Annotated in this window: 14 protein-coding genes; 3 read left to right on the plus strand and 11 right to left on the minus strand. The window is 70.8% G+C overall.

Annotation, left to right across the window (positions count from 1 at the left end; genetic code table 11):
* Positions 1–73: 73 nt before the first annotated feature.
* Together DBP14_RS07030 and nrdR are read right to left on the minus strand one after the other, a co-directional pair.
* Positions 74–2,962, minus strand: a complete 2,889-nt coding sequence (locus DBP14_RS07030; RefSeq protein WP_129306171.1) for a vitamin B12-dependent ribonucleotide reductase — start codon at positions 2,960–2,962, stop codon at positions 74–76.
* 166 nt (positions 2,963–3,128) lie between these two features.
* Positions 3,129–3,680 (minus strand): transcriptional regulator NrdR, encoded by a 552-nt coding sequence (nrdR, locus tag DBP14_RS07035; RefSeq protein WP_129306172.1) that lies wholly within the window; start codon positions 3,678–3,680, stop codon positions 3,129–3,131.
* Positions 3,681–4,267: 587 nt separating this feature from the next.
* On the opposite strand from nrdR, the gene lexA reads away from it, so the two are divergent.
* Positions 4,268–5,047 carry a transcriptional repressor LexA gene (lexA, locus tag DBP14_RS07040; protein WP_129306173.1) on the plus strand — a complete coding sequence of 260 codons (780 nt, stop codon included), beginning with the start codon at positions 4,268–4,270 and terminating at the stop codon, positions 5,045–5,047.
* A 174-nt stretch (positions 5,048–5,221) separates the two neighbouring features.
* Here the strand turns inward: lexA and DBP14_RS07045 are convergent, their stop codons facing one another.
* The 3 genes from DBP14_RS07045 to DBP14_RS07055 all read right to left on the minus strand — a co-directional run bounded on the left by DBP14_RS07045 (position 5,222) and on the right by DBP14_RS07055 (position 10,233).
* A complete protein-coding gene (locus DBP14_RS07045) occupies positions 5,222–7,198 on the minus strand; it encodes an ATP-dependent DNA helicase (protein WP_129306174.1) in 1,977 nt (658 codons plus the stop codon).
* Positions 7,199–7,440: 242 nt separating this feature from the next.
* Positions 7,441–8,082: a GNAT family N-acetyltransferase gene (locus tag DBP14_RS07050; protein ID WP_241741190.1), complete on the minus strand. Its 642-nt coding sequence runs from the start codon at positions 8,080–8,082 to the stop codon at positions 7,441–7,443.
* Positions 8,083–8,268: 186 nt separating this feature from the next.
* Positions 8,269–10,233 (minus strand): IucA/IucC family protein, encoded by a 1,965-nt coding sequence (locus tag DBP14_RS07055; RefSeq protein ID WP_129311730.1) that lies wholly within the window; start codon positions 10,231–10,233, stop codon positions 8,269–8,271.
* 466 nt (positions 10,234–10,699) lie between these two features.
* Here DBP14_RS07055 and DBP14_RS07060 point away from each other — a divergent pair, with 466 nt between their 5' ends.
* Positions 10,700–11,935, plus strand: a complete 1,236-nt coding sequence (locus DBP14_RS07060) for a hypothetical protein (protein ID WP_129306176.1) — start codon at positions 10,700–10,702, stop codon at positions 11,933–11,935.
* Positions 11,936–12,073: 138 nt separating this feature from the next.
* A complete protein-coding gene (locus DBP14_RS07065) occupies positions 12,074–13,294 on the plus strand; it encodes a hypothetical protein (RefSeq protein WP_129306177.1) in 1,221 nt (406 codons plus the stop codon).
* A 183-nt stretch (positions 13,295–13,477) separates the two neighbouring features.
* Here the strand turns inward: DBP14_RS07065 and hflX are convergent, their stop codons facing one another.
* The 6 genes from hflX to miaA all read right to left on the minus strand — a co-directional run bounded on the left by hflX (position 13,478) and on the right by miaA (position 21,952).
* Positions 13,478–14,971 carry a GTPase HflX gene (hflX, locus tag DBP14_RS07075; RefSeq protein ID WP_129306178.1) on the minus strand — a complete coding sequence of 498 codons (1,494 nt, stop codon included), beginning with the start codon at positions 14,969–14,971 and terminating at the stop codon, positions 13,478–13,480.
* 215 nt (positions 14,972–15,186) lie between these two features.
* A complete protein-coding gene (locus DBP14_RS07080) occupies positions 15,187–16,680 on the minus strand; it encodes a M1 family metallopeptidase (RefSeq protein ID WP_241741192.1) in 1,494 nt (497 codons plus the stop codon).
* A gap of 242 nt (positions 16,681–16,922) precedes the next feature.
* Complete coding sequence (locus DBP14_RS07085; RefSeq protein WP_129306180.1) at positions 16,923–19,112, minus strand: HD domain-containing protein; 2,190 nt, start codon at positions 19,110–19,112, stop codon at positions 16,923–16,925.
* 218 nt (positions 19,113–19,330) lie between these two features.
* A complete protein-coding gene (dapF, locus tag DBP14_RS07090; protein WP_129306181.1) occupies positions 19,331–20,200 on the minus strand; it encodes a diaminopimelate epimerase in 870 nt (289 codons plus the stop codon).
* Positions 20,201–20,404: 204 nt separating this feature from the next.
* Entirely contained in the window at positions 20,405–20,905 is a 501-nt protein-coding gene (locus DBP14_RS07095; RefSeq protein ID WP_129311731.1) for a hypothetical protein, read from the minus strand.
* Positions 20,906–21,013: 108 nt separating this feature from the next.
* Positions 21,014–21,952, minus strand: coding sequence for a tRNA (adenosine(37)-N6)-dimethylallyltransferase MiaA (miaA, locus tag DBP14_RS07100; protein ID WP_129306182.1), 939 nt, complete (start codon positions 21,950–21,952; stop codon positions 21,014–21,016).
* Positions 21,953–21,970: the final 18 nt, after the last annotated feature.

The following is a 21,970-nucleotide window of genomic DNA, read 5'->3' on the forward strand; positions in this document are numbered from 1 at the left end:
GCCCCTCTCATCAGGGATTACTTGTCAGGTGAGCGTTTGCCGAGTGTTGCACTCGATGCAATTCCGCCCAGTTTCAGCTGCAGCCGCTGGTCGAGCCGCAGCCCTCGCAGATGTAGCAGGAACCGGCCCGCTGCATCTTCGTACCGCAGGAGAAGCACAGCGGGGCGTCGGCCTGGATCCCCAGCTGCATCTCCACCAGTTCGGCGCTGGTGTGGGCCTGCTGCGGCGCCGGCTTGGCCACCTCGGCCTCGGCCTTCGGCGTGGCGACGGCCTTCAGCTCCTGGGCGCGCGGCGCCGACTGGGCCAGCCCCTCGACGTCGACCTCGTCCTCGGAGGGCTCGTAGGAACCGGTCTCCAGGTGGCGCTGACGCTCCTCGGCGGAGTGGATGCCGAGCGCGGAGCGCGTCTCGAAGGGCAGGAAGTCCAGCGCCAGGCGGCGGAAGATGTAGTCGACGATCGACTGCGCCATCCGCACGTCCGGGTCGTCCGTCATACCGGCCGGCTCGAAGCGCATGTTGGTGAACTTCGAGACGTACGTCTCCAGGGGAACGCCGTACTGGAGGCCCACCGAGACGGCGATGGAGAAGGCGTCCATCATGCCCGCGAGGGTCGAGCCCTGCTTGGACATCTTCAGGAAGACCTCGCCGAGGCCGTCGTCCGGGTAGGAGTTGGCCGTCATGTAGCCCTCGGCGCCGCCGACCGTGAAGGACGTGGTGATGCCGGGACGGCCCTTGGGCAGGCGCTTGCGGACCGGGCGGTACTCGACGACCTTCTCGACCTTGCCCTCGACGGCGGCGGGCTCCTTGGCCTTCTCCTCCGCGGTGTCCTTCTTCTTGGCGGACAGCGGCTGGCCGACCTTGCAGTTGTCGCGGTAGATCGCGAGCGCCTTGACGCCGAGCTTCCAGGCCTCGTAGTAGATCTCCTCGACCTCCTCGACGGTCGCCGTCTCCGGCATGTTGACCGTCTTGGAGATGGCACCGGAGATCCAGGGCTGGATCGCGGCCATCATGCGGACGTGCCCCATCGGGGAGATGGCGCGCTCGCCCATGGCGCAGTCGAACACCTCGTAGTGCTCGTGCTTGAGACCGGGGGCGTCGATCACGTTGCCATTCTCGGCGATGTGGGCGACGACCGCCTCGATCTGCTCCTCCTGGTAGCCCAGACGACGCAGGGCCTGCGGGACGGTGCCGTTGACGATCTGCATCGAGCCGCCGCCGACGAGCTTCTTGAACTTCACCAGGGCGAGGTCGGGCTCGACACCGGTGGTGTCGCAGGACATCGCCAGACCGATGGTGCCGGTCGGGGCGAGGACGGACGCCTGGGAGTTGCGGAAACCGTTCTTGTCGCCGAGGCGGACGACGTCCTGCCAGGCCTCCGTGGCAGCGGCCCACACCGGCGTGTCCAGGTCGTCCATGCGGACGGCCGTGCCGTTGGCGTCGGCGTGCTGCTTCATGACGCGGTTGTGGGCGTCGGCGTTGCGCGCGTAGCCGTCGTACGGGCCGACGACGGCGGCCAGTTCGGCGGAGCGGCGGTAGGCCGTACCGGTCATCAGAGAGGTGATGGCGCCGGCCAGGGCGCGGCCGCCGTCGGAGTCGTACGCGTGGCCGGTCGCCATCAGCAGGGCGCCGAGGTTGGCGTAGCCGATGCCGAGCTGGCGGAACGCGCGCGTGTTCTCGCCGATCTTCTGGGTCGGGAAGTCCGCGAAGCAGATGGAGATGTCCATCGCGGTGATGACGAGCTCGACGACCTTCTGGAAGCGCTCGGTCTCGAAGGACTGGTTGCCCTGACCGTCGTCCTTGAGGAACTTCATCAGGTTCAGCGAGGCCAGGTTGCAGGACGTGTTGTCCAGGTGCATGTACTCGCTGCACGGGTTCGACGCGGTGATCCGGCCGGACTCGGGGCAGGTGTGCCAGGTGTTGATGGTGTCGTCGTACTGGATGCCGGGGTCGGCGCAGGCCCAGGCGGCCTCGGCGATCTTACGGAAGAGCGCCTTGGCGTCGACCTCCTCGATGACCTCGCCGGTCATACGGGCACGCAGGCCGAACCGGCCGCCGTCCTGGACCGCCGTCATGAACTCGTCGTTCACCCGGACCGAGTTGTTGGCGTTCTGGTACTGGACGGAGGCGATGTCGTCGCCGCCGAGGTCCATGTCGTAACCGGCGTCCCGCAGGACGCGGATCTTCTCCTCCTCCTTCACCTTGGTCTCGATGAAGTCCTCGATGTCGGGGTGGTCGACGTCGAGCACGACCATCTTGGCGGCGCGGCGGGTGGCACCACCGGACTTGATGGTGCCGGCGGAGGCGTCCGCGCCGCGCATGAAGGAGACGGGACCCGAGGCGTTGCCGCCGGAGGAGAGCAGCTCCTTGGAGGAGCGGATGCGGGAGAGGTTCAGGCCGGCGCCGGAGCCGCCCTTGAAGATCATGCCCTCTTCCTTGTACCAGTCGAGGATCGATTCCATGGAGTCGTCGACGGACAGGATGAAGCAGGCGGAGACCTGCTGGGGCTGGGGCGTGCCGACGTTGAACCAGACGGGACTGTTGAAGCTGAAGATCTGGTGCAGGAGGGCGTACGCCAGTTCGTGCTCGAAGATCTCGGCGTCGGCGGGCGAGGCGAAGTACTTGTGGTCCTCGCCGGCCTTCCGGTACGTCTTCACGATGCGGTCGATCAGCTGCTTGAGGCTGACCTCGCGCTGCGGGGTGCCAACGGCACCGCGGAAGTACTTGCTGGTGACGATGTTGACCGCGTTCACCGACCAGAAGTCGGGGAACTCGACGCCACGCTGCTCGAAGTTGACCGAGCCGTCGCGCCAGTTGGTCATGACGACGTCACGGCGCTCCCAGCTCACCTCGTCGTACGGGTGCACGCCCGGGGTGGTGTGGATGCGCTCGACCCGCAGCCCCTTGGTGGCCTTGGCGCCCTTGGCTCGGGAACCTCGTGCCGGACCGCTCGCCGTCTCTGTCATGCCGCCTCCCTGTACGGGCGAAAACGCCCTGAAGTGCCCCGTTGTTCCCGTGGCACGGTGTTTCTGTCTTGTGTCGCGGGCATCCCACACTGCCGCCCGCAACAGGTATTCGGTCGCCGCCTCCGGCCGGAGTCCGGCCCTGGAACGGCGGTCTCCGGGCCGCCGGTCAGCCGGCGGCGTGGGCGGGCGCGGGAACCTGCGTGGTCCCACCGCGTCCGCCGTCGTCTTCCTGGCTTCCCGCCCCCGCGTCCTCGTCGTCCGCGGCGGGGTCCCGTATCGCCCGCCTCAGCTCCGCGATGGCGGCCTCGAAGTCATCGAGCGAGTCGAACGCCCGGTAGACGGAGGCGAATCGCAGATAGGCGACAAGGTCGAGTTCCTGCAACGGGCCGAGTATGGCCAGTCCCACGTCGTGGGTGGTCAGCTCGGCGCTCCCGGTGGCCCGCACCGCCTCCTCGACCCGCTGGCCGAGCTGGGCGAGTGCGTCCTCGGTGACAGGCCGCCCCTGGCATGCCTTGCGTACGCCGTTGATGACCTTGGTACGGCTGAACGGTTCGGTGACTCCGGACCGCTTCACCACCATGAGCGAGCACGTCTCCACGGTCGTGAAACGACGGGAGCAGCCGGGGCACTGACGGCGCCTGCGGATCGACGTGCCGTCGTCGGTCGTACGGCTGTCGACCACGCGGCTGTCGGGGTGCCTGCAGAAGGGGCAGTGCATGATCTCCAACCCTCCTCACAGCAGACTCAACAGCCTCGCCAGACCTCAGGGGCCCCGCGAAGCAGGCCTAAGCATAGGCGATCGCAGCGGCCCGGGAGACCCGGGGGCACCTGAGAAAAACACAAGTTCTGGTGCGCGGTAGCCATCCAACCACTACATGTGGTGGATCGGGTCATAGGCGAAGGTGGGCTCGCGTGTCGCGGCCCGAGCGCAGGCCCGGGCGGTGTCACGGGCCGCGCCCATGAGCGCGTCCGAACACACGGACGCACGACCGTACCCCGGCGACACTTACGGAGATACCGTGGGCGCCGGACGGAGGACGCGTGCGACTCCGGCGCAGAAGGGACCCGGAGACCGGTTGACCTGATTCCGGGTGGCAGACTGGGGCGGCGACCCACGAGGTCACCGTCCTGGCGGTGAAGAGTACAACAATGGGCGCTTTCGTCCGCCAGGTGCCGCGTCAGCTATACACCCAGACACATCACCGCACCAGGCGAACCGCGGTTTTTCACTCGAACGTGTGTTTGGCGCAACCTTTCGAAAGCAACTACCGTTGTGCAGCAGGGAGACCATCGAGAGGGGCCGACGTGACCACCACCGCAGACAGTGCCACCATCACTGCCCAGGACCGCTCCCAGGGCCGGGTCGAGCCGGTGCATGCGATGAACGAAGCCACGAGTCCGGAGGGGCACAAGCGCTCCCTGCCGGGCCGACCTCCAGGCATCCGGGCGGACAGCTCCGGACTCACGGACCGGCAGCGCCGGGTGATCGAGGTCATCAGGGACTCCGTGCAGCGTCGGGGGTACCCGCCGTCGATGCGGGAGATCGGCCAGGCCGTCGGCCTCTCCAGCACGTCCTCCGTGGCGCACCAGCTGATGGCCCTGGAGCGCAAGGGCTTCCTGCGCCGGGACCCGCACCGGCCGCGCGCGTACGAGGTGCGCGGCTCCGACCAGAGCGTCTCCGTGCAGCCGACCGACACGGCCGGCAAGCCCGCCGCGTCCTATGTGCCGCTGGTCGGCCGGATCGCGGCCGGCGGCCCGATCCTGGCGGAGGAGTCGGTGGAGGACGTCTTCCCGCTCCCCCGTCAGCTCGTCGGTGACGGCGAACTCTTCGTCCTCAAGGTGGTCGGCGACTCGATGATCGAGGCCGCGATCTGCGACGGCGACTGGGTCACCGTCCGCCGTCAGCCCGTCGCTGAGAACGGCGACATCGTGGCGGCCATGCTGGAGGGCGAGGCCACCGTGAAGCGGTTCAAGCGCGAGGACGGCCACGTGTGGCTCCTCCCGCACAACGCGGCCTATGAGCCGATCCCTGGCGACGACGCGACCATCCTGGGCAAGGTCGTCGCCGTGCTGCGGCGCGTGTGACGGCTGCGGCGGGCGGGCCCGGAAGACGGGCCGCCCCCTGACCGGGCCCCGGAACCCCTGCGCCGGTTCCGGGGTCCTGTGCTTTTCACCCCGGAGGATTCTCACCCCGGGGACCGGCCGCTTCTCCTGGGCGGTCAGGCTGCCGCGGCGGCGTGACCGCCCAGGAGCGCCGCTCTATTCGGCTTCCTCCTGCTTCGCCAGCGCGTCGATCGCCGCCAGCGACTTGCGCACCTGGCTACGGTCCGTGGTGTACCAGAAGTCGGGCAGTGAGGCCTTCAGATAGGACCCGTACCGGGCCGTGGCCAGACGCTGGTCCAGTACGGCTACGACGCCGCGGTCGCCCGACGCGCGGACGAGCCGGCCGGCGCCCTGGGCCATGAGCAGGGCCGCGTGCGTGGCGGCCACGGCCATGAAACCGTTGCCTCCCGCGTCCTCCACCGCCTTCTGCCGGGCACTCATCAGCGGGTCGTCGGGCCGCGGGAACGGAATCTTGTCCATGACAACCAGCTGGCAACTGGAGCCGGGGACGTCCACACCCTGCCACAGCGACAGCGTGCCGAAGAGACAGGTCCGGGGATCGGCGGCGAAGTTCTTGATCAGTTCACCGAGTGTCTCCTCGCCCTGGAGCAGGACCGGGAACTCCGGGATGCGTGTGCGCAACTCCTCGGCGGCGAGCTGAGCGGCCCGCATCGACGAGAACAGCCCGAGCGTACGGCCGCCTGCCGCCTGGATCAGCTCGGTCAGCTCATCCAGCATGTCCGCGCGGTCGCCGTCCCGGGCGGGCCGCGAGAGATGCTTGGCGACGTACAGAATGCCCTGCTTCGGGTAGTCGAAGGGCGAGCCGACGTCGACACCCTTCCACTGCGGCAGATCCTCGCCCGTCGCGCCTTCGGGGCCTAGCCCGAGCGAGGCACCCACGCCGTTGAAGTCGCCGCCCAGTTTCAGGGTCGCCGAGGTGAGGGCGACGGTCCGGTCCGTGAACAGCTTCTCCCTGAGCAGCCCGGAGACCGACATCGGGGCGACGCGCAGAGACGCTCCGAAGCGGTCGTGCCGCTCGTACCAGACGACGTCCCACTCCGAGCCGTTCAGGACCCGCTCGGCCACGTCGTGCACCGACTCGACCGAGGCCAGCGCCTGTTTACGGACGGCGTCCTCGTCCTGGACCGACTTGTCGCGGGTCGCGCCGATCGCGGAGATCACCGTGCGAGCGGCGTCCCGCAAGGCCATCAGGGCATAGCCGAGGTCCTCCGGGATCTCTTCCAGACGGCCCGGGAGGGCCAGTTCCATCACCCGCTCGAAGCCCTCACCCGCGGTCTGCAGCTGGTCCGCCGCCTTCTCGTTGACGAGCTTCGCCGCACGCCGCACCGCGCGGTTGACCTGGCCGGGCGTGAGCTCTCCGGTGGCGACGCCGGTGACGCGGGAGACCAGTTCGTGCGCCTCGTCCACGATCAGCACCTCGTGCTGCGGCAGCACCGGCGCGCCCTCGATGGCGTCGATGGCCAGCAGCGCGTGGTTGGTGACGACGACCTCGGCGAGCTTGGCCCGCTCCCGGGCCAGCTCGGCGAAGCATTCGGCGCCGTACGCGCACTTGGACGCGCCCAGGCACTCACGGGAGGACACCGACACCTGCGCCCAGGCGCGGTCGGAGACACCCGGTGTGAGGTCGTCCCGGTCGCCGGTCTCGGTCTCGTCCGACCAGTCACGCAGCCGGAGCAGGTCCTGGCCGAGCTTGCTGGTGGGAGCGGCGGCCTCGAACTGGTCGAAGAGGCCCTCCTCCTCGTCCTGCGGCATGCCCTCGTGCAGGCGGTGCAGACACAGGTAGTTGGACCGGCCCTTGAGCATGGCGAACTCGGGGCGGCGGCGGAGCAGGGGGTGCAGGGCGTCGACTGTGCGCGGCAGGTCTCGCTCCACGAGCTGGCGCTGGAGGGCGAGGGTGGCGGTGGCGACGACCACCCGCTCTCCGTGCGCGAGCGCGGGCACGAGGTAGCCCAGCGACTTTCCGGTGCCGGTGCCGGCCTGGACCAGCAGGTGAGATCCGTCGTCGATCGCCTCGGCGACCGCTTCGGCCATGGTCACCTGGCCGGGGCGCTCCGTGCCGCCGACGGCTGCGACGGCGGCATGCAGGAGTTCGGAGAGGGAGGGCTTCGTCATAGCCCGACCACCCTACGGCCCTGCACTGACAAACGGACGGTCGAGCCGGAGTCGCGGGGTGGGAACACGGCCGGTGGCTCCTGCGGGTGGGAGGAGGGCGGACAGGGGTGGACGGGGAGTGCGGGCGCCGGTGTGGGCGGACTCGAACGCGCGAGTCGGAGGGAATCCGAAGAATTTTCGCGCATCCGGGAACGGACACCATCCGTCGCTCGTACTACATGTAACGACGCAATTGCGAAGCGTCACCAGACGTTGCACAGGACATGGCGCAGGACGCGGTCTCTGACCATGAGGGCGGCCCGCTTGCCGGGCAGGTCGACCTCGGAGTCGAACCGGAATCCCGCGCTGAGGAACGCGGCCACGGAGGGGGTGTTGCGAAGATCGGGTTCCGCTACGACGCGTGCGCAGGCGGGGCGCCGGTCCAGGATCTGGTCGGCGACGGCTCGCAGGAGGGCGGATCCCAGTCGGCGGGCCCGGTGCTCGGCGTCCCCGATGAGGAGGTGGATGCCCGTGTCGTGGGGGCGGGCCGGGTAGTGGCGGGTGAGCGGATCCAGGTCGGCCCGGTAGATCTCCCAGTAGCTCAGGGGTGTGCCGTCCAGCACGCCGAGGCAGGGGACGCTGCGTCCGTCACCGTCGAGTTGCGCCCGCACATGCTTCTCCGTCTCGTTCGGGGGCCCGGCCAGCTCCCAGAACGCGGCGACGGCGGGGTCGTTCATCCAGCCATGGATGAGAGGCAGGTCCCGTTCAACGCGTACCGGCACGAGCTGGAAGGTGCCCACGGGCGTGGGGACGCTCCCCCAGGTGCGGAGGTGGTCGAGCAGGTCGTCGGTACGGGCGGGCCGGTCCGCTGAGAAGAGCGCGACGAACTCGTCGGGCAGGCGCAGGTCCAGGGTGTCCTCGCTGTCCTCTCGGGGACGGAGGCGGTCGGCGTGGAGGTGGGCGACGGAGCCGGAAGGGGTGCCGGCACTCGCGTCGGTGGGAAGCACGGTGCGCTCCTCTCGGGCGAAGAAGAGAGGTGAAGGAGGGACGGGCTGTGTGGTGAGGGCCTGTTCGGGGCAGCGGAGGTTCGTTCAGGAACGGAGGGGGTTGGTGAGGGTGACATAGACGGACTGGGTGTCGACCGGGCCGACGAGTTCGTCGAGACCGTGCAGCCGGGTCAGCAGATTGGCCTTGCAGCGCAGGACGGGTGAGTCGAGCAGGCGGCCAGGCAGGGAGGTCCGCAGAGCGGCGGGTCCCGAGGCGAGGTCGGTGAGGAAGCGGCGGAACGCGGCGAGGAGCAGTCGCTCGTCAGTGAGGTGCTGCGAGCCGAACGCGCCGATCAGACCGAACACGTTGTTGATGGCGAGGTAGTAGGTGAACCGTTCGTCGGTGACCTCGTCGGAGACGAAGGTGTCGCTGCGTTCACCGATGCCGGGAAGACGGGCGTCGAGCGTGGCCCGGTGGGACTCGCGGAAGTAGTAGCCCTGGTTGTCGCGGTAGCGGCCACCTCCGGGCCAGCCGTCACGGTCCAGCAGGAGCAGCGTGTTCTGCTGGTGGGCCTCAAGGGCGATGCCGGCCTCGCTGTCCAGCCACAGCACGGGACGGACGACCTTTTCGAGGTAGCGGAGGAACCACTCCGCGGCGACGGTTTCGACAGGACGGCCGGTGCGTGCGGCGAGCCGTGAGACAAGTCCGGCCAGACGGGACCGGCACGGCGAAGTGTGCCGGTGAGCGGACGGGTTGCCGTCCTCTGCGGCGAGGGGCCGGGGTGAGACGAGCCCCGCGACGCAGGTGACGTCGTCGGCCGCGGCGAACGGGTTGTGCCGGATCACCGTGTCGAGTCCGGGTACGGGCCGGCCGTCCGGGTCGTCGACGGCGATCCAGGCGGGGTCGCGGACGATGTCGAAGCAGGGGTGGGCGGCCTGCCACTGCCGGCTGAGTCCGGCGCGGAGCAGGCGGTGCACCTCGACCCCGCGGTGGAGTTCCTTGCGCAGGTTCTCCCGGCGGGAGTTGGTGATCCGCAGGCCGAGTGACAGCTTCAGCATCGCAGGGGCGCCGGTTCGGTGGACGGTGCGTACGGAGGAGGTGGGGTGCCAGTGGGGGCCGAAGGGTCCGAGGTCGCGGAGCAGTCCGGAGTCGAGGAGGGAGGCGGTCACCTCCCGGTGCCGGACCTCGCGGGCCTGCCAGGGGTGCAGAGGCAGTGCGGTGCAGCCGTCCGGGAGGGGCAGTCCCGGTCCGGCGAGCCGCTGGGTGAGGTGGGCCGCGGTGACGGGCCGGCCGCGCTCGGTCCAGGCCGAGTCGGTCGCGAGCAGAGAGGGCGCGACAGCCATCCAGTGCAGGGGAAAGGAGCCGTGTGATTCCGGTGAGTAGAGGCGGGCCTCGGTCTCGGTCAGGCCGTCCCGGCTCTTGGGGGCCGGGTGCAGCGGGTGTCCGAGGAGGAGTGACTGCTCGGCGCCGAGGAAGAGGTCGGGGCCGTCGGCAGGGTCGGCACGCCGGTCGCGGATGAAGGTGGCGGTGCGGCGAACGGAGTCGGCGACAGCGGCGACGAGATCGGCGGCGGGGACTGACGGGAAGGAGGTGCTGCCTGGTGTCTCCCTGCCCGGCGTCTCCCTGCCTGGCGTCTCTCTGCCGAGCAGCGCGGCGAGGGTGACCGCGTCGACGGGCGGGGCCGACTCGGGCGTGCCGGCGAGACGCGGTGGCCCGAAGCGGTGCCAGCCGGTGGGGGACCAGTGGTGCACCGGCACGGTCAGGGACGTGCCGGTGGCCGGCAGCGGGATGTGCAGGTTGCCGGCGTCGGGCGCGGGGGTGTCGGTCTCCCGTGTCCAGCAGCGGAGGAGGTTCTCGACGGCGGCGGCCTCGGCGGCCCTGTGCGGATCGGGATCGTCGAGCGGGTCGGTGACGAGGCCGGCGGTGACGAGGCCGGCGGTGAGTCCGGTGAGGTGGTCGGCGGCGGGGCGTCCCCGCTGCCCCCGCCCCATCGCTTCCGGCGACCGCTTCTTCTGCTGGAGGACCGACTCGGCAACCGGCGCGTGAGCGGTCTCGTCGGCGGTGATCATCCCGTCCGCGGAGGCGAGGGGACGGCCGTCGGGTGTCGGGGCGGCGGGCAAGACGGCTCCTCGGGGGCTCGGTTGGGGCGGTGTGCGGGGGCGCGGTCGCCTGGTCGTGGGTCGGTGGCGGCACCGGACGCCGCGGTGGTGTGTGAGGGAGGCAGGTATGAATGGCCCCGCTGTTGCCTTCCCGGTCACCCCGTTGTCCAGAGGCGAGTTGATGCCTGGGATCCCGCGCGCGGGCAGCAGGCGCCCCACCCCTACCAACCGCGCGCCGCCCGCCCGGTTACGGGTTGCCTCAAGATCCTTGCCGTGACGGAACCGTTGCCGTTCCGTCGGAAGTCCCCCACAGCGAGCGCATAGTGTGTGATGCCGTTCCCAGATGGTCGTGAGACCGGCGTGAACTCCTCATGAGTTCGCCGCCGATGTCATGGCTTCAGCACCGAGTTCCTTTATTCCAGGGGGAGTCATCAGCATGCGATCCATACGTCCGCCGTTCGCCGTACGCCGGGAGAGGGGTGCGTCCCGCAGAACCTCCCCCGTGCTGGCGGCAGTCGCCCTCGCCTCGACCCTGGCACTGACCGCCACCGCCTGCAACGGCGACGGTGGCAATGACAACGCCGGCGGTGACCCGGCCGCCACCGCGACCGCGGCCGGCACCGGTGACGGAAAGATCAAGATCCCGGACGACATCCGGCAGAAGCTCAAAGAGCACGGGATCGACATCGACAAGTGGAAGCACGGAGCCTGGAAGAACTGGGACAAGGACGACTGGCTGCGTGAGGCCAACGACTTCATCAACCCGATCATCAAGGGCCTGTGGGACCCGGACCGGATGCGGCACGCCAACGACCCGGACAAGAAGGTCGACGACAACGACATCTCCGGCGACCAGGGCGTGACGGACCCGACGCCGGCTCCGGTGCAGGCCCAGGCGGTCCGGCCGCCGTACCACACCAACGCGGCCACGTCGGGCAAGGTGTTCTTCGACTCCCCCGAGGGCACGATGGTCTGCTCGGCGACGGTCGTGGAGGACCCGGCGCACCCGGGCAAGTCCAACCTGATTTGGACGGCGGGCCACTGCGTGCACGCCGGCAAGAAGGGCGGCTGGTACCGCAACATCGCCTTCGTGCCCTCGTACAACAACGGGGCCAAGTCGGCGGCGCAGCTGCAGGGTGCCACCAAGTCCGAGGTCGCACCGTACGGCGTGTGGTGGGCGGACGGGGCGATGACGTCCCAGCAGTGGATCGACCAGGGCGGTGAGACCGGCGGCCAGGGCGCCCCGTACGACTTCGCCGTCATCCATGTGACGCCGGAGCAGGGCAGCGGCGGCAAGTCGCTGGAGGAGACCGTCGGCGGTGCGCTGCCGGTGAACTTCAACGCGCCGGCGGTGCCGAAGGTGCGGAAGATGACGGCGTCGGGATACCCGGCGGCGCCGCCGTACGACGGGCAGCTGCTGTACCAGTGCCAGGACAAGCCGGGCCGGCTGTCGCTCAAGAAGTCCGACCCGACGATGTACCGCATCGGCTGCACGATGACCGGCGGCTCCTCCGGTGGCGGCTGGGTGGAGACGGGCCCGGACGGGAAGCCGGCGCTGGTGTCCAACACGTCGATCGGTCCGGTGACTTCGGGCTGGCTGGCGGGTCCCCGCCTGGGTGACGTGGCCAAGGGCGTGTACCAGACGGTCAGCAAGAAGTTCGCCGGCCGTTAGGGTCCGGCCGCGGATCAGCGGGGTCATGGGCGGCGGCGAGGCGTCTGACAGGAACCTTCACCGGCTCGCCGCCGTTCGTCCCCGATCCCACGGGCATAGTGGGGTCTCATCACACGCTTCAACGGGGGTCATCGCACCATGCGTTCCACACGTATGTCCTCGGCACGCCGGTCCCGGCGCGGCCGCGCCGTCCTCGCCGCGACCGGCCTGGTCGCCGCCCTGGCACTCACCGCCACCGCCTGCGGCGGCTCGGGCGGTGACAAGGCGAGCGACCAGGCGGGCGCCGGGGCGGGCGCAGGCGCCTCCCGGGCCGCCGACGCCGGCGGCAAGGCCCGGATTCCGGCGGACATCACGGACAAGCTGAAGAAGCACGGCATCGACGTCGACCAGTGGCAGCACGGCGGCTGGAAGAACTGGGACAAGGACAAGTGGCTCAGCGCGGCCCAGGACTTCGTCAACCCGGTGATCGACGGGCTGTGGAAGCCCGAGCGGATGAAGTCCGCGCAGGAGGCGAACAAGACGGTCTCGACGAAGGACGCCTCCGCCGACCAGGGCGTCAGTGATCCGGAACCCCGGCCCGTGCCGGCCGCGGCGGAGAAGACGCCGTACCACCGGCACGCCGCTCCGGTGGGGAAGGTGTTCTTCGACTCCCCCAAGGGGCCGATGGTCTGTTCCGGGACCGTGATCAAGGACGTCAACCATCCGGGCAAGTCCAACCTGGTGTGGACGGCGGGTCACTGCGTGCACGCCGGCGGGAGCGGCGGCTGGTACCGCAACATCGCGTTCGTGCCGTCGTACAACGACCTCGGCGAGTCCGCCTCCCAACTGGCCCATGCGACGGCCTCGCAGGTCGCCCCGTACGGGACCTGGTGGGCGGACTGGGCCTCCACCTCGAACCAGTGGATCCGCGGTGGCTCGGAATCGGGCGGCGCGGGTGCGGCGTACGACTACGCGGTGCTGGACGTGAAGCCGGAATCTGGTTCGAAGTCGCTGGAGGAGACGGTCGGCGCGGCCCTCGACGTCGACTTCTCGGCGCCGTCCGCGACCGAGATCGGCAGCATGGGTGCCTGGGGCTACCCGGCGGCGCCGCCGTACAGCGGGCTGAAGATGTTCAAGTGCCTGGACCGGCCCGGCCGGCTGTCGCTGAGCCCGTCTCTGCCGACGATGTACCGGATCGGCTGCACGATGACCGGCGGCTCCTCCGGCGGCGGCTGGTTCCGGGTGCTCAACGGCAAGACGGTCCTGGTGTCGAACACGTCGATCGGCCCGCTGGACAACACCTGGCTGGCGGGCCCGCAGCTGGGCACGGAGGCCGAGGGGCTCTACCAGAACATGAGCAGGACGTACGGAGGCCGCTGAACGGCGGCGCCCCCGCGCCCCGGGACCGGCGACCGGCGACCGGCGACCGGCGACCGGCGACCGGCGACCGGCGACCGGCGACCGGGGCAACGTACGCGCGAAGGCCCGCCGTCCTCCAGGGGACGGCGGGCCTTCGCCTTGCGTTCGTTCGGCCGGGTCGTTCAGACGCCGGCCGGGCCGGTGTCAGGCCGCGGGCGCCGGCGCGTACGGCGCCAGGTCCGAAGCGAGTTCCGCGTGCACCCGTACCTTGAGCAGGGTGCCCTCCGCGGTGTGCTCCTCGGAGATCACCTCGCCCTCGGCGTGGGCGCGGGCGACCAGCTTGCCCTGCGTGTACGGCACGAGCGCCTCGATCTCGACGGCCGGCCGGGGCAGCTCGTCGTCGATCAGCGCGCGCAGCTCGTCGAGGCCCCGGCCGCTGCGGGCCGAGACGGCGATGGAACGCTTCTCGATCCGCATCAGCCGCTGCAGGACCAGCGGGTCGGCCGCGTCCGCCTTGTTGATCACGACGATCTCCGGCACGTCGGTGGCGCCGACGTCCCGGATCACCTCGCGCACCGCGGCGAGCTGCTCCTCCGGGTTCGGGTGCGAGCCGTCCACCACGTGCAGGATGAGGTCGGAGTCGCCGACCTCCTCCATGGTGGAGCGGAACGCCTCGACCAGGTGGTGTGGCAGGTGCCGGACGAAGCCGACGGTGTCGGCCAGTGTGTAGGCCCGGCCCGTCGGGGTCTCCGCCCGGCGGACGGTCGGGTCCAGGGTCGCGAACAGCGCGTTCTCGACGAGGACGCCGGCGCCCGTGAGCCGGTTCAGCAGGGAGGACTTGCCGGCGTTGGTGTAGCCCGCGATGGCGACGGAAGGCACCTTGTTGCGCCGGCGCTCCTGGCGCTTGAGGTCACGGCCGGTCTTCATCTCCGCGATCTCCCGGCGCATCTTCGCCATCTTCTCGCGGATCCGCCGCCGGTCGGTCTCGATCTTGGTCTCACCGGGACCACGGGTGGCGAGGCCGCCGCCCTTGCCGCCGCCCATCTGCCGGGACAGCGACTGACCCCAGCCGCGCAGCCTCGGCAGCATGTACTGCATCTGCGCGAGCGCGACCTGCGCCTTGCCCTCTCGGGACTTGGCGTGCTGGGCGAAGATGTCGAGGATCAGGGCCGTACGGTCGATGACCTTGACCTTGACGACGTCTTCGAGGTGGATCAGCTGGCCGGGGCTCAGCTCACCGTCGCAGATGACGGTGTCCGCGCCCGTCTCCAGGACGACGCCGCGCAGTTCCTCGGCCTTGCCGGAGCCGATGTAGGTGGCCGCGTCGGGCTTGTCGCGGCGCTGGATGACGCCGTCGAGGACGAGCGCGCCCGCGGTCTCCGCGAGGGCGGCCAGCTCCGCGAGGGAGTTCTCGGCGTCCTGCGCGGTGCCGGTGGTCCACACGCCGACGAGCACGACCCGCTCCAGGCGGAGCTGCCGGTACTCGACCTCGGTGACGTCCTCCAGCTCGGTGGAGAGCCCCGCCACGCGGCGCAGCGCCGCACGCTCGGAGCGGTCGAACTGGTCGCCGTCCCGCTCGCCGTCGATCTCGTAGCTCCAGGCGACGTCCTCTTCCATCAGGGCATCGGCCCGGAGACCCTCGGGGTGGCTGTGCGCGAGGCGCTTGGTGTCCTGGGAAGGGGAAGAAGAGGAGGTCATTGGATCCTTACGTCGATGGGAATACCGGTGCGCGTGGGGCCGTCGGGATTCGTCGCGGCGCGTCACCGCGCCGGTCCTGAGAGCCCCCGCTCAGGAGGGACAACGCACGGGTACCCAGGAAGATTCCCGCATCCCGTGCCGCCCAACCCGACGATGGTCGCACGGCACGTCCCGTCCCGTCATCGTGTTATCGCGCGGTCACCGGGGACCTACGGTCATCGCGTTGTCCCGCGCTTCGCCGCCTTGGCCGGCGGGTCCGACTTCCAGTCCGGGTGGCCGGGCATCGGCGGCGTCTTCGCTCCGTACAGCCAGGCCTGGAAGAAGCCGGTCAGGTCGCGGCCGGCGATGGACGAGGCGAGGCGGACGTAGTCCGAGGTGCCGGCGGTGGAGTCCCGGTACTCCTGGACCCAGGCCTTCTCCAGGCGCTCGAAGGCGGGCCGGCCGATCTCCTGCCGCAGGGCGTAGAGGGCGAGCGCCGCGCCGTCGTAGACGTTCGACCGGAAGATGCCGATCTTCTGGCCGGGCGCGGGCGGCTTGGGCCGGGCGGGCGGACCGCCGGCGGCGCGCCAGCCGTCGGAGGCGCTGTAGGCGGCCTTCATGCGGGCCTCCATCGGGTGGTGCGCCTTCTCCTCGGCGTACAGGGCCTCGTACCAGGTCGCGTGTCCCTCGTTCAGCCACACGTCGGACCAGGTGCGGGGGCTGACGCTGTCGCCGAACCACTGGTGGGACAGCTCGTGCACCATGATCGACTCGACGTACCACTTGGGGTAGGCGGGGTCGGTGAACAGGTTCTTCTCGAACAGGGACAGCGTCTGCGTCTCCAGTTCGAACCCGGTGGACGCCTGGGCCATGATCAGGCCGTACGTCTCGAACGGGAAGGGGCCGACCTTGCTCTCCATCCAGGCGATCTGGTCGGGCGTCTTGGCCAGCCAGGGTTCCAGGGCCTTGCGGTCGGCGCTGGGGACGACGTCCCGTACGGGCAGCCCGTGGGGTCCTTCGCGGTGCGGTACGGCGGAGTGGCCGATGGACACCTGGGCCAGTTCGGTCGCCATGGGGTGCCCGCTGCGGTAGGTCCAGGTGGTGGAGCCGCCGGTCCGGTCGGCGCCCGCCGGGAGCCCGTTCGCGACGACGGTGTAGCCGTTGGGGGCGGTGATGTGGAAGGTGAACATCGCCTTGTCGGACGGGTGGTCGTTGCACGGGAAGACCAGGTGGGCGGCGTCGGCCTGGTTGGCCATGGCGAGGCCGTCGGAGGTGCGCACCCAGCCGCCGTCCTCGCCCTTGGCGGGTCGGGGGTCGCTGGTGTGCTTCACGGTGATCGTGGTCCAGCTGCCGAGCGGCAGCGGGTCCTCCGGCGTGACGACGAGGTCCTCGCCCGCGCTGGTGAAGTTCGCCGGGTGTCCGTCGACGTCGACGGACTCGACGGTGCCGTGAGCGAAGTCGAGGTTGAGGCTGTCCAGGTCGGTGGTCGTCCGGGCGTTGATGGTGGTGACGGCCTGGAGCGGCTTGTCGTTGGTGCCGGGATAGGTGAAGGAGAGGTCGTACGACGCCACGTCGTATCCCGGGTTGCCCAGGTACGGGAAGAGCCGGTCGCCGATGCCCAGGGGCGCGGCGGGGGCGCCGGCGGCGAGGACGCAGACGGAGATGGCGGAGGCGAGCAGAGCCGTCTTGCGGTGCCGGCTGGTCCGGTGCCGGAAGGACGCGAGGCTCATGCGCAGGCGGGGGGTGAGCGGCATGGACCACCGCTACCAGCGCGCGCGGCCGCCACGTGGGCGACGCGCGCTCGTCCCACCCGAACGGGTAGCTCCGGGACGCCGTCTTCCGCAGGGCCCGTCGGCCGGCACTCGTCGAGCCGGCGCGGGGCGCTGACGTGCGGCGGGCCGGTGTCGCTCAGGAAACCGGTGCCTGGTGCCGGGCGTCGCTCAGGAAACCGGGGCCTGGTGCCGGGCGTGGTTCAGGAGGCCGGTGCCTGGTGCTGGGCGCGGCTCACGTCGTACACGCCGGGGACGTCGCGCATCGCGCGCATGAGGGCGGGCAGGTGGGCCGCGTCGGGGAGCTGAAGCGTGTAGGTGTGGCGGACCCGCTGCTCGGTCGGCGGCTCGACCGTGGCGGAGACGATCTCGGCGCCTTCCAGGGCCATCGCCTCGGTGAGGTCGGCGAGCAGATGGGGGCGGCCGAACGATTCAGCGACGAGGGTGACCCGGCATGCGGTCGTCTCCCCCCAGCGCACACCGACCTGTGCGCGCCCCCGGCTCGTCATGTGCGCCACTGCCGCGCACTGCACGCGGTGCACGGTCACCACTCCCCCGCGGACGGCGAAGCCGGTGATCTCGTCGGGCGGTACGGGCGTACAGCACCCGGCAAGCCGTACAACGGCTCCGGGAGGGTCGACGAGGACGTCGGCGCCGCGGGGGCGGCCCGCGGGAACACTGGTGGACGGGCGTACCGCCGGGGCGCCCGCGCCGCCGTGCGCGCCGGTGTGCGCGCCGGCGCGACGGGTCCCGGTGTCGGTGTCCGTGCGGGTCTCCGGTTCCTCCGCTCCCGCCGGGTGCGCGGCGAGCCAGCGCTGGATGGCGATGCGGGCGGCCGGGGTGTGGGCGTGCTCCAGCCACTCGCGGGAGGGTTCCGAGGCCGGGTCTTGGCCCATGATGAGCTGGACGGTGTCGCCGTCGCGCAGGACGGTGCTGAGGGTGGCCAGGCGGCCGTTGACGCCCGCCCCGACGCACGCGTGCGCGTCCTCGCCGTACTGCGCGTACGCGGCGTCCACGCAGGTGGCGCCCTCGGGCAGGCCGAGGGTGCCGCCGTCGGGCCGGAAAACGGTGATCTCGCGGTCCTGAGCCAGGTCCTCGCGCAGGGTGGACCAGAAGGTGTCGGGATCGGGCGCCGCCTCCTGCCAGTCGAGGAGGCGGGAGAGCCAGCCGGGGCGGGTGGGGTCGGCGCGCTCGCCGTCGGCGGGGTCGTCCGCCCCGGGGGCGTACGGGTTGCCGAGGGCGACGACGCCCGCCTCGGCGACCTTGTGCATCTGGTGCGTGCGGATAAGGACTTCGGCGACCTGCCCGTCCGCGCGGGCGACGGCGGTGTGCAGCGACTGGTACAGGTTGAACTTGGGTACGGCGATGAAGTCCTTGAACTCCGAGACGACCGGCGTCATGCAGGTGTGCAGCTCGCCCAGCACGCCGTAGCAGTCGGCGTCCTCGTTCACGAGCACCAGTAGGCGACCGAGGTCGGCGCCGCGCAACTGGCCCCGTTTGCGGGCCACGCGGTGGACGGAGACGAAGTGGCGGGGGCGGATGAGCACCTCGGCCTGGATGCCGGCGTCCCTCAGCACTCCGCGCACGTCGTCGGCGATCTCCGCGAGGGGGTCGTCGGTCCGGGCGGTGTTCTCGGCGATCAGTTCTCTCGTGTGCGCGTACTCCTCGGGGTGCAGGATGGCGAAGACCAGGTCTTCCAGTTCGGTCTTCAGGGCCTGCACGCCCAGGCGTTCGGCGAGCGGGATGAGGACGTCCCGGGTGACCTTGGCGATCCGCGCCTGCTTCTCCGGGCGCATCACGCCGAGGGTGCGCATGTTGTGGAGGCGGTCGGCGAGCTTGATCGACATCACGCGCACGTCGTTGCCGGTGGCGACGAGCATCTTGCGGAAGGTCTCCGGTTCGGCGGCGGCTCCGTAGTCGACCTTCTCGAGTTTCGTCACACCGTCGACGAGATAACGGACCTCCTCGCCGAATTGTTCCCGTACCTGATCCAGCGTCACGTCGGTGTCCTCGACGGTGTCGTGGAGCAGGGAGGCCGTCAAGGTGGTGGTCTCGGCGCCCAGTTCGGCGAGGATCAGGGTCACGGCGAGCGGGTGCGTGATGTACGGCTCACCGCTCTTGCGCATCTGGCCGCGGTGCGAGGACTCGGCCAGAACGTAGGCGCGGCGCAGGGGTTCGAGGTCGGCGTCGGAGTGGTGGGCGCGGTGGGCCTCGACGACGTGGCTGATGGCGTCGGGCAGTCTGGTGCGGGCGGTGGGCCCGAGCAGCGCGGCCCGGCCCAGCCGGCGCAAGTCGATCCGGGGCCGGGACTTCCTGCGGGCCGCGGTCGGCACCGCGGACGGCGCGGGCGCCACCGGGCCGGGATTCGCAGGGTTCGTGGCCTCCGCACTCATGGGCACCTCCGGCTCGTGGACCGGCGGACGGGGCCCCGAGGGCGTGCGCGGCTCAGGGATGGCGACGTCTCCCCCGTCCGTGCCGGTGCTTGATGCTACCGAGCCCACCACGCCCGACCGACCGCCTCTCGCCGAGCGTGAAACGGATCACCCATTCGAGCGACGGTCAGGAGGTTTGGGATGTGCGCCATGTGCCCTGCGATCGGCAGGACTTTCGGTCAGCGCAGTACGCCCGCGAGCCACTCTGCGTCGATCTCGCCCTCGGCGACGATCACGGCGGGACCGGTCATCTCGACCTCGCCGTCCGGGCGTTCGGTGATGACGAGCCGTCCGCCGGGCACGTCCACGGTGTACGTCGCCGGGGTGCCGGTCGTCGCGGGGTCGGCGCCGTCACGGCGGGCGGCGGCCACGGCGACGGCGCACGCGCCCGTGCCGCACGAGCGGGTCTCGCCGGAGCCTCGCTCGTGCACGCGCAGGGCGACGTGGCGGGGGCCGCGGTCCACGACGAACTCGACGTTCACTCCGTCCGGGTAGGCGCCGGCCGGGCTGAAGGGTGGCGGGGAGAGCAGGTCACCGGCGTGCGCGAGGTCCTCGACGAAGGCGACCGCGTGCGGGTTGCCCATGTTCACGTTGCGGGCGGGCCAGCTGCGCTCTCCGACACGCACCGTGACGTCCCCTTCGGGGAGGCGGGCGCGGCCCATGCCGACGGTGATGTCACCGTCCTTGGCGATGTGCACGGTCTTCACGCCCCCGCGCGTGGCGATCGCGAGGTCTCCCTCCGCGGCGTGCCCCGCGCGCTGGAGGTAGCGCGCGAACACGCGTACGCCGTTGCCGCACATCTCCGCGACCGAGCCGTCGCCGTTGCGGTAGTCCATGAACCACTCCGCCTCGGCCGCCATCCCCGCGGCCTCCGGGTGGGCAGCGGACCGCACGACGTGCAGCACCCCGTCGCCGCCGACACCGGCGCGGCGGTCGCACAGGGCGGCGACGGCGGCGGGGGTCAGGTCGAGGGCGTTCTCGGGGTCCGGAACGATCACGAAGTCGTTCTCGGTGCCGTGCCCCTTGAGGAAGGGGATGCGGGTGCTCATGCCTCGATCGTACGGGGTCGCTCCGCTCGGGTTGGCCGAGGGACGGGGCGCCGGGGAGGTGTTTGAGGTGGCTGAGGCTCGGAGATTTCGGTGAGCGTCCGTCGTGGCTTGTCGCGCAGTTCCCCACGCCCCTTTGGGGCACTGCAGTGGGGGGCGTTTCAGTGCGAGGCGCCTGCGTGCGGGGCGTTTCCAGGGCGGGGCCGGTCAGCGGAGGCGGGCTACTCGCCAGACTGCGAGGGTGGCTGCGAGGGCCACGAGGAGGACGTAGGTGAGGATGACGCGCCAGTCGGGGCGGCGGCCGGAGCCGCGGGCGGGGAGGCCGGGGAGGCTGTAGCCGACGCGGCGGGCCGCCATCATGCCCCAGCCCGCGGCGCAGGAGCAGATCAGCAGGCCGAGCATGGCGATCACCGCACCGCTGTCGCCGTCGAAGGCGAGCGGGAAGGCGAACATCAGGGAGCCGACGGCCGCCAGGCCCACGATCGGCGCGAGCTGCCAGATGCGCAGTCGACGCTGTGGACGCAGCTCGACCTCGACCTCCGGTCCGCCCGCGTACATCTCCTCGGGCTCGGGACCGTCGTCGGTCACGCCGTCGGGCGTCTCCTCGGGGCCGTCGTCGGCCAGACGGTCACCGTTCTGTTCCGGTTCGCCGTCGCCGGTGCCGATGTCTTCGGCACTTGGTGCGGTGTCACGAGGGCCGGCCTCCATCGCCACGCGCCCTCCCAACTAGGACTCCACTTGGTCGATCGAAGCTCGATGATGGCACGGCACCGAAGGCGGCGATGACCGGCGGCGCATCCCGATGCCATGACGTGATCAGGCTGTGACCGGTCGTTCGAGCAACGACAATGCCAGCCGCGGAAGTTCCCCGCGGTGGGCGGCCGCCCCACTCAGCCAGTGCACCCGGGGGTCGCGCCTGAACCATGAATCCTGACGGCGCGCGAAGCGCTTGGTGGCGCGTACGGTCTCGGCCCGCGCTTCCTCTTCGCTGCACTCCCCGGCGAGCGCCGCGAGCACCTGCTGGTAGCCCAGCGCGCGCGACGCCGTACGGCCCTCCCGCAGCCCGCGCGCCTCCAGGGCGCGTACCTCGTCCACCAGCCCCGCCTCCCACATCCGGTCGACCCGCAGGGCGATGCGCTCGTCGAGTTCCGGCCGGGCCACGTCGACGCCGATCTGGACGGTGTCGTACACGGAGTCGTGGCCGGGGAGGTTGGCGGTGAAGGGGCGGCCGGTGATCTCGATCACTTCGAGCGCCCGGACGATGCGGCGGCCGTTGCTGGGCAGGATCGCGCGCGCGGCGTCGGGGTCGGCGGCGGCCAGCCGGGCGTGCAGCGCGCCGGAGCCGCGCAGCGCCAGTTCCTCCTCCAGGCGGGCCCTGACCTCGGGGTCGGTGCCGGGGAACTCCAGGTTGTCGACCGCGCCGCGGACGTACAGTCCGGAGCCGCCGACCAGGATCGGCCAGCGGCCCTCGGCGAGCAGTGCGTCGATCCTGGCGCGGGCGAGCCTCTGGTACTCGGCGACCGAGGCGGTGACCGTCACGTCCCAGATGTCCAGCAGGTGGTGCGGGATGCCTCCGCGTTCCTGGGGCGTCAGCTTGGCGGTGCCGATGTCCATCTCCCGGTAGAGCTGCATGGAGTCGGCGTTGACGACCTCGCCGCCGAGCCGCTGGGCCAGGAAAACGCCCAGATCGGACTTTCCGGCCGCGGTGGGTCCGACGACGGCGATGACGCGGGGGGCGGGGGGTGCACTGCTCACCGCACCAGTCTCGCAAAC

Source organism: Streptomyces sp. L2 (genome assembly GCF_004124325.1).
Classification (GTDB): Bacteria; Actinomycetota; Actinomycetes; order Streptomycetales; family Streptomycetaceae; genus Streptomyces.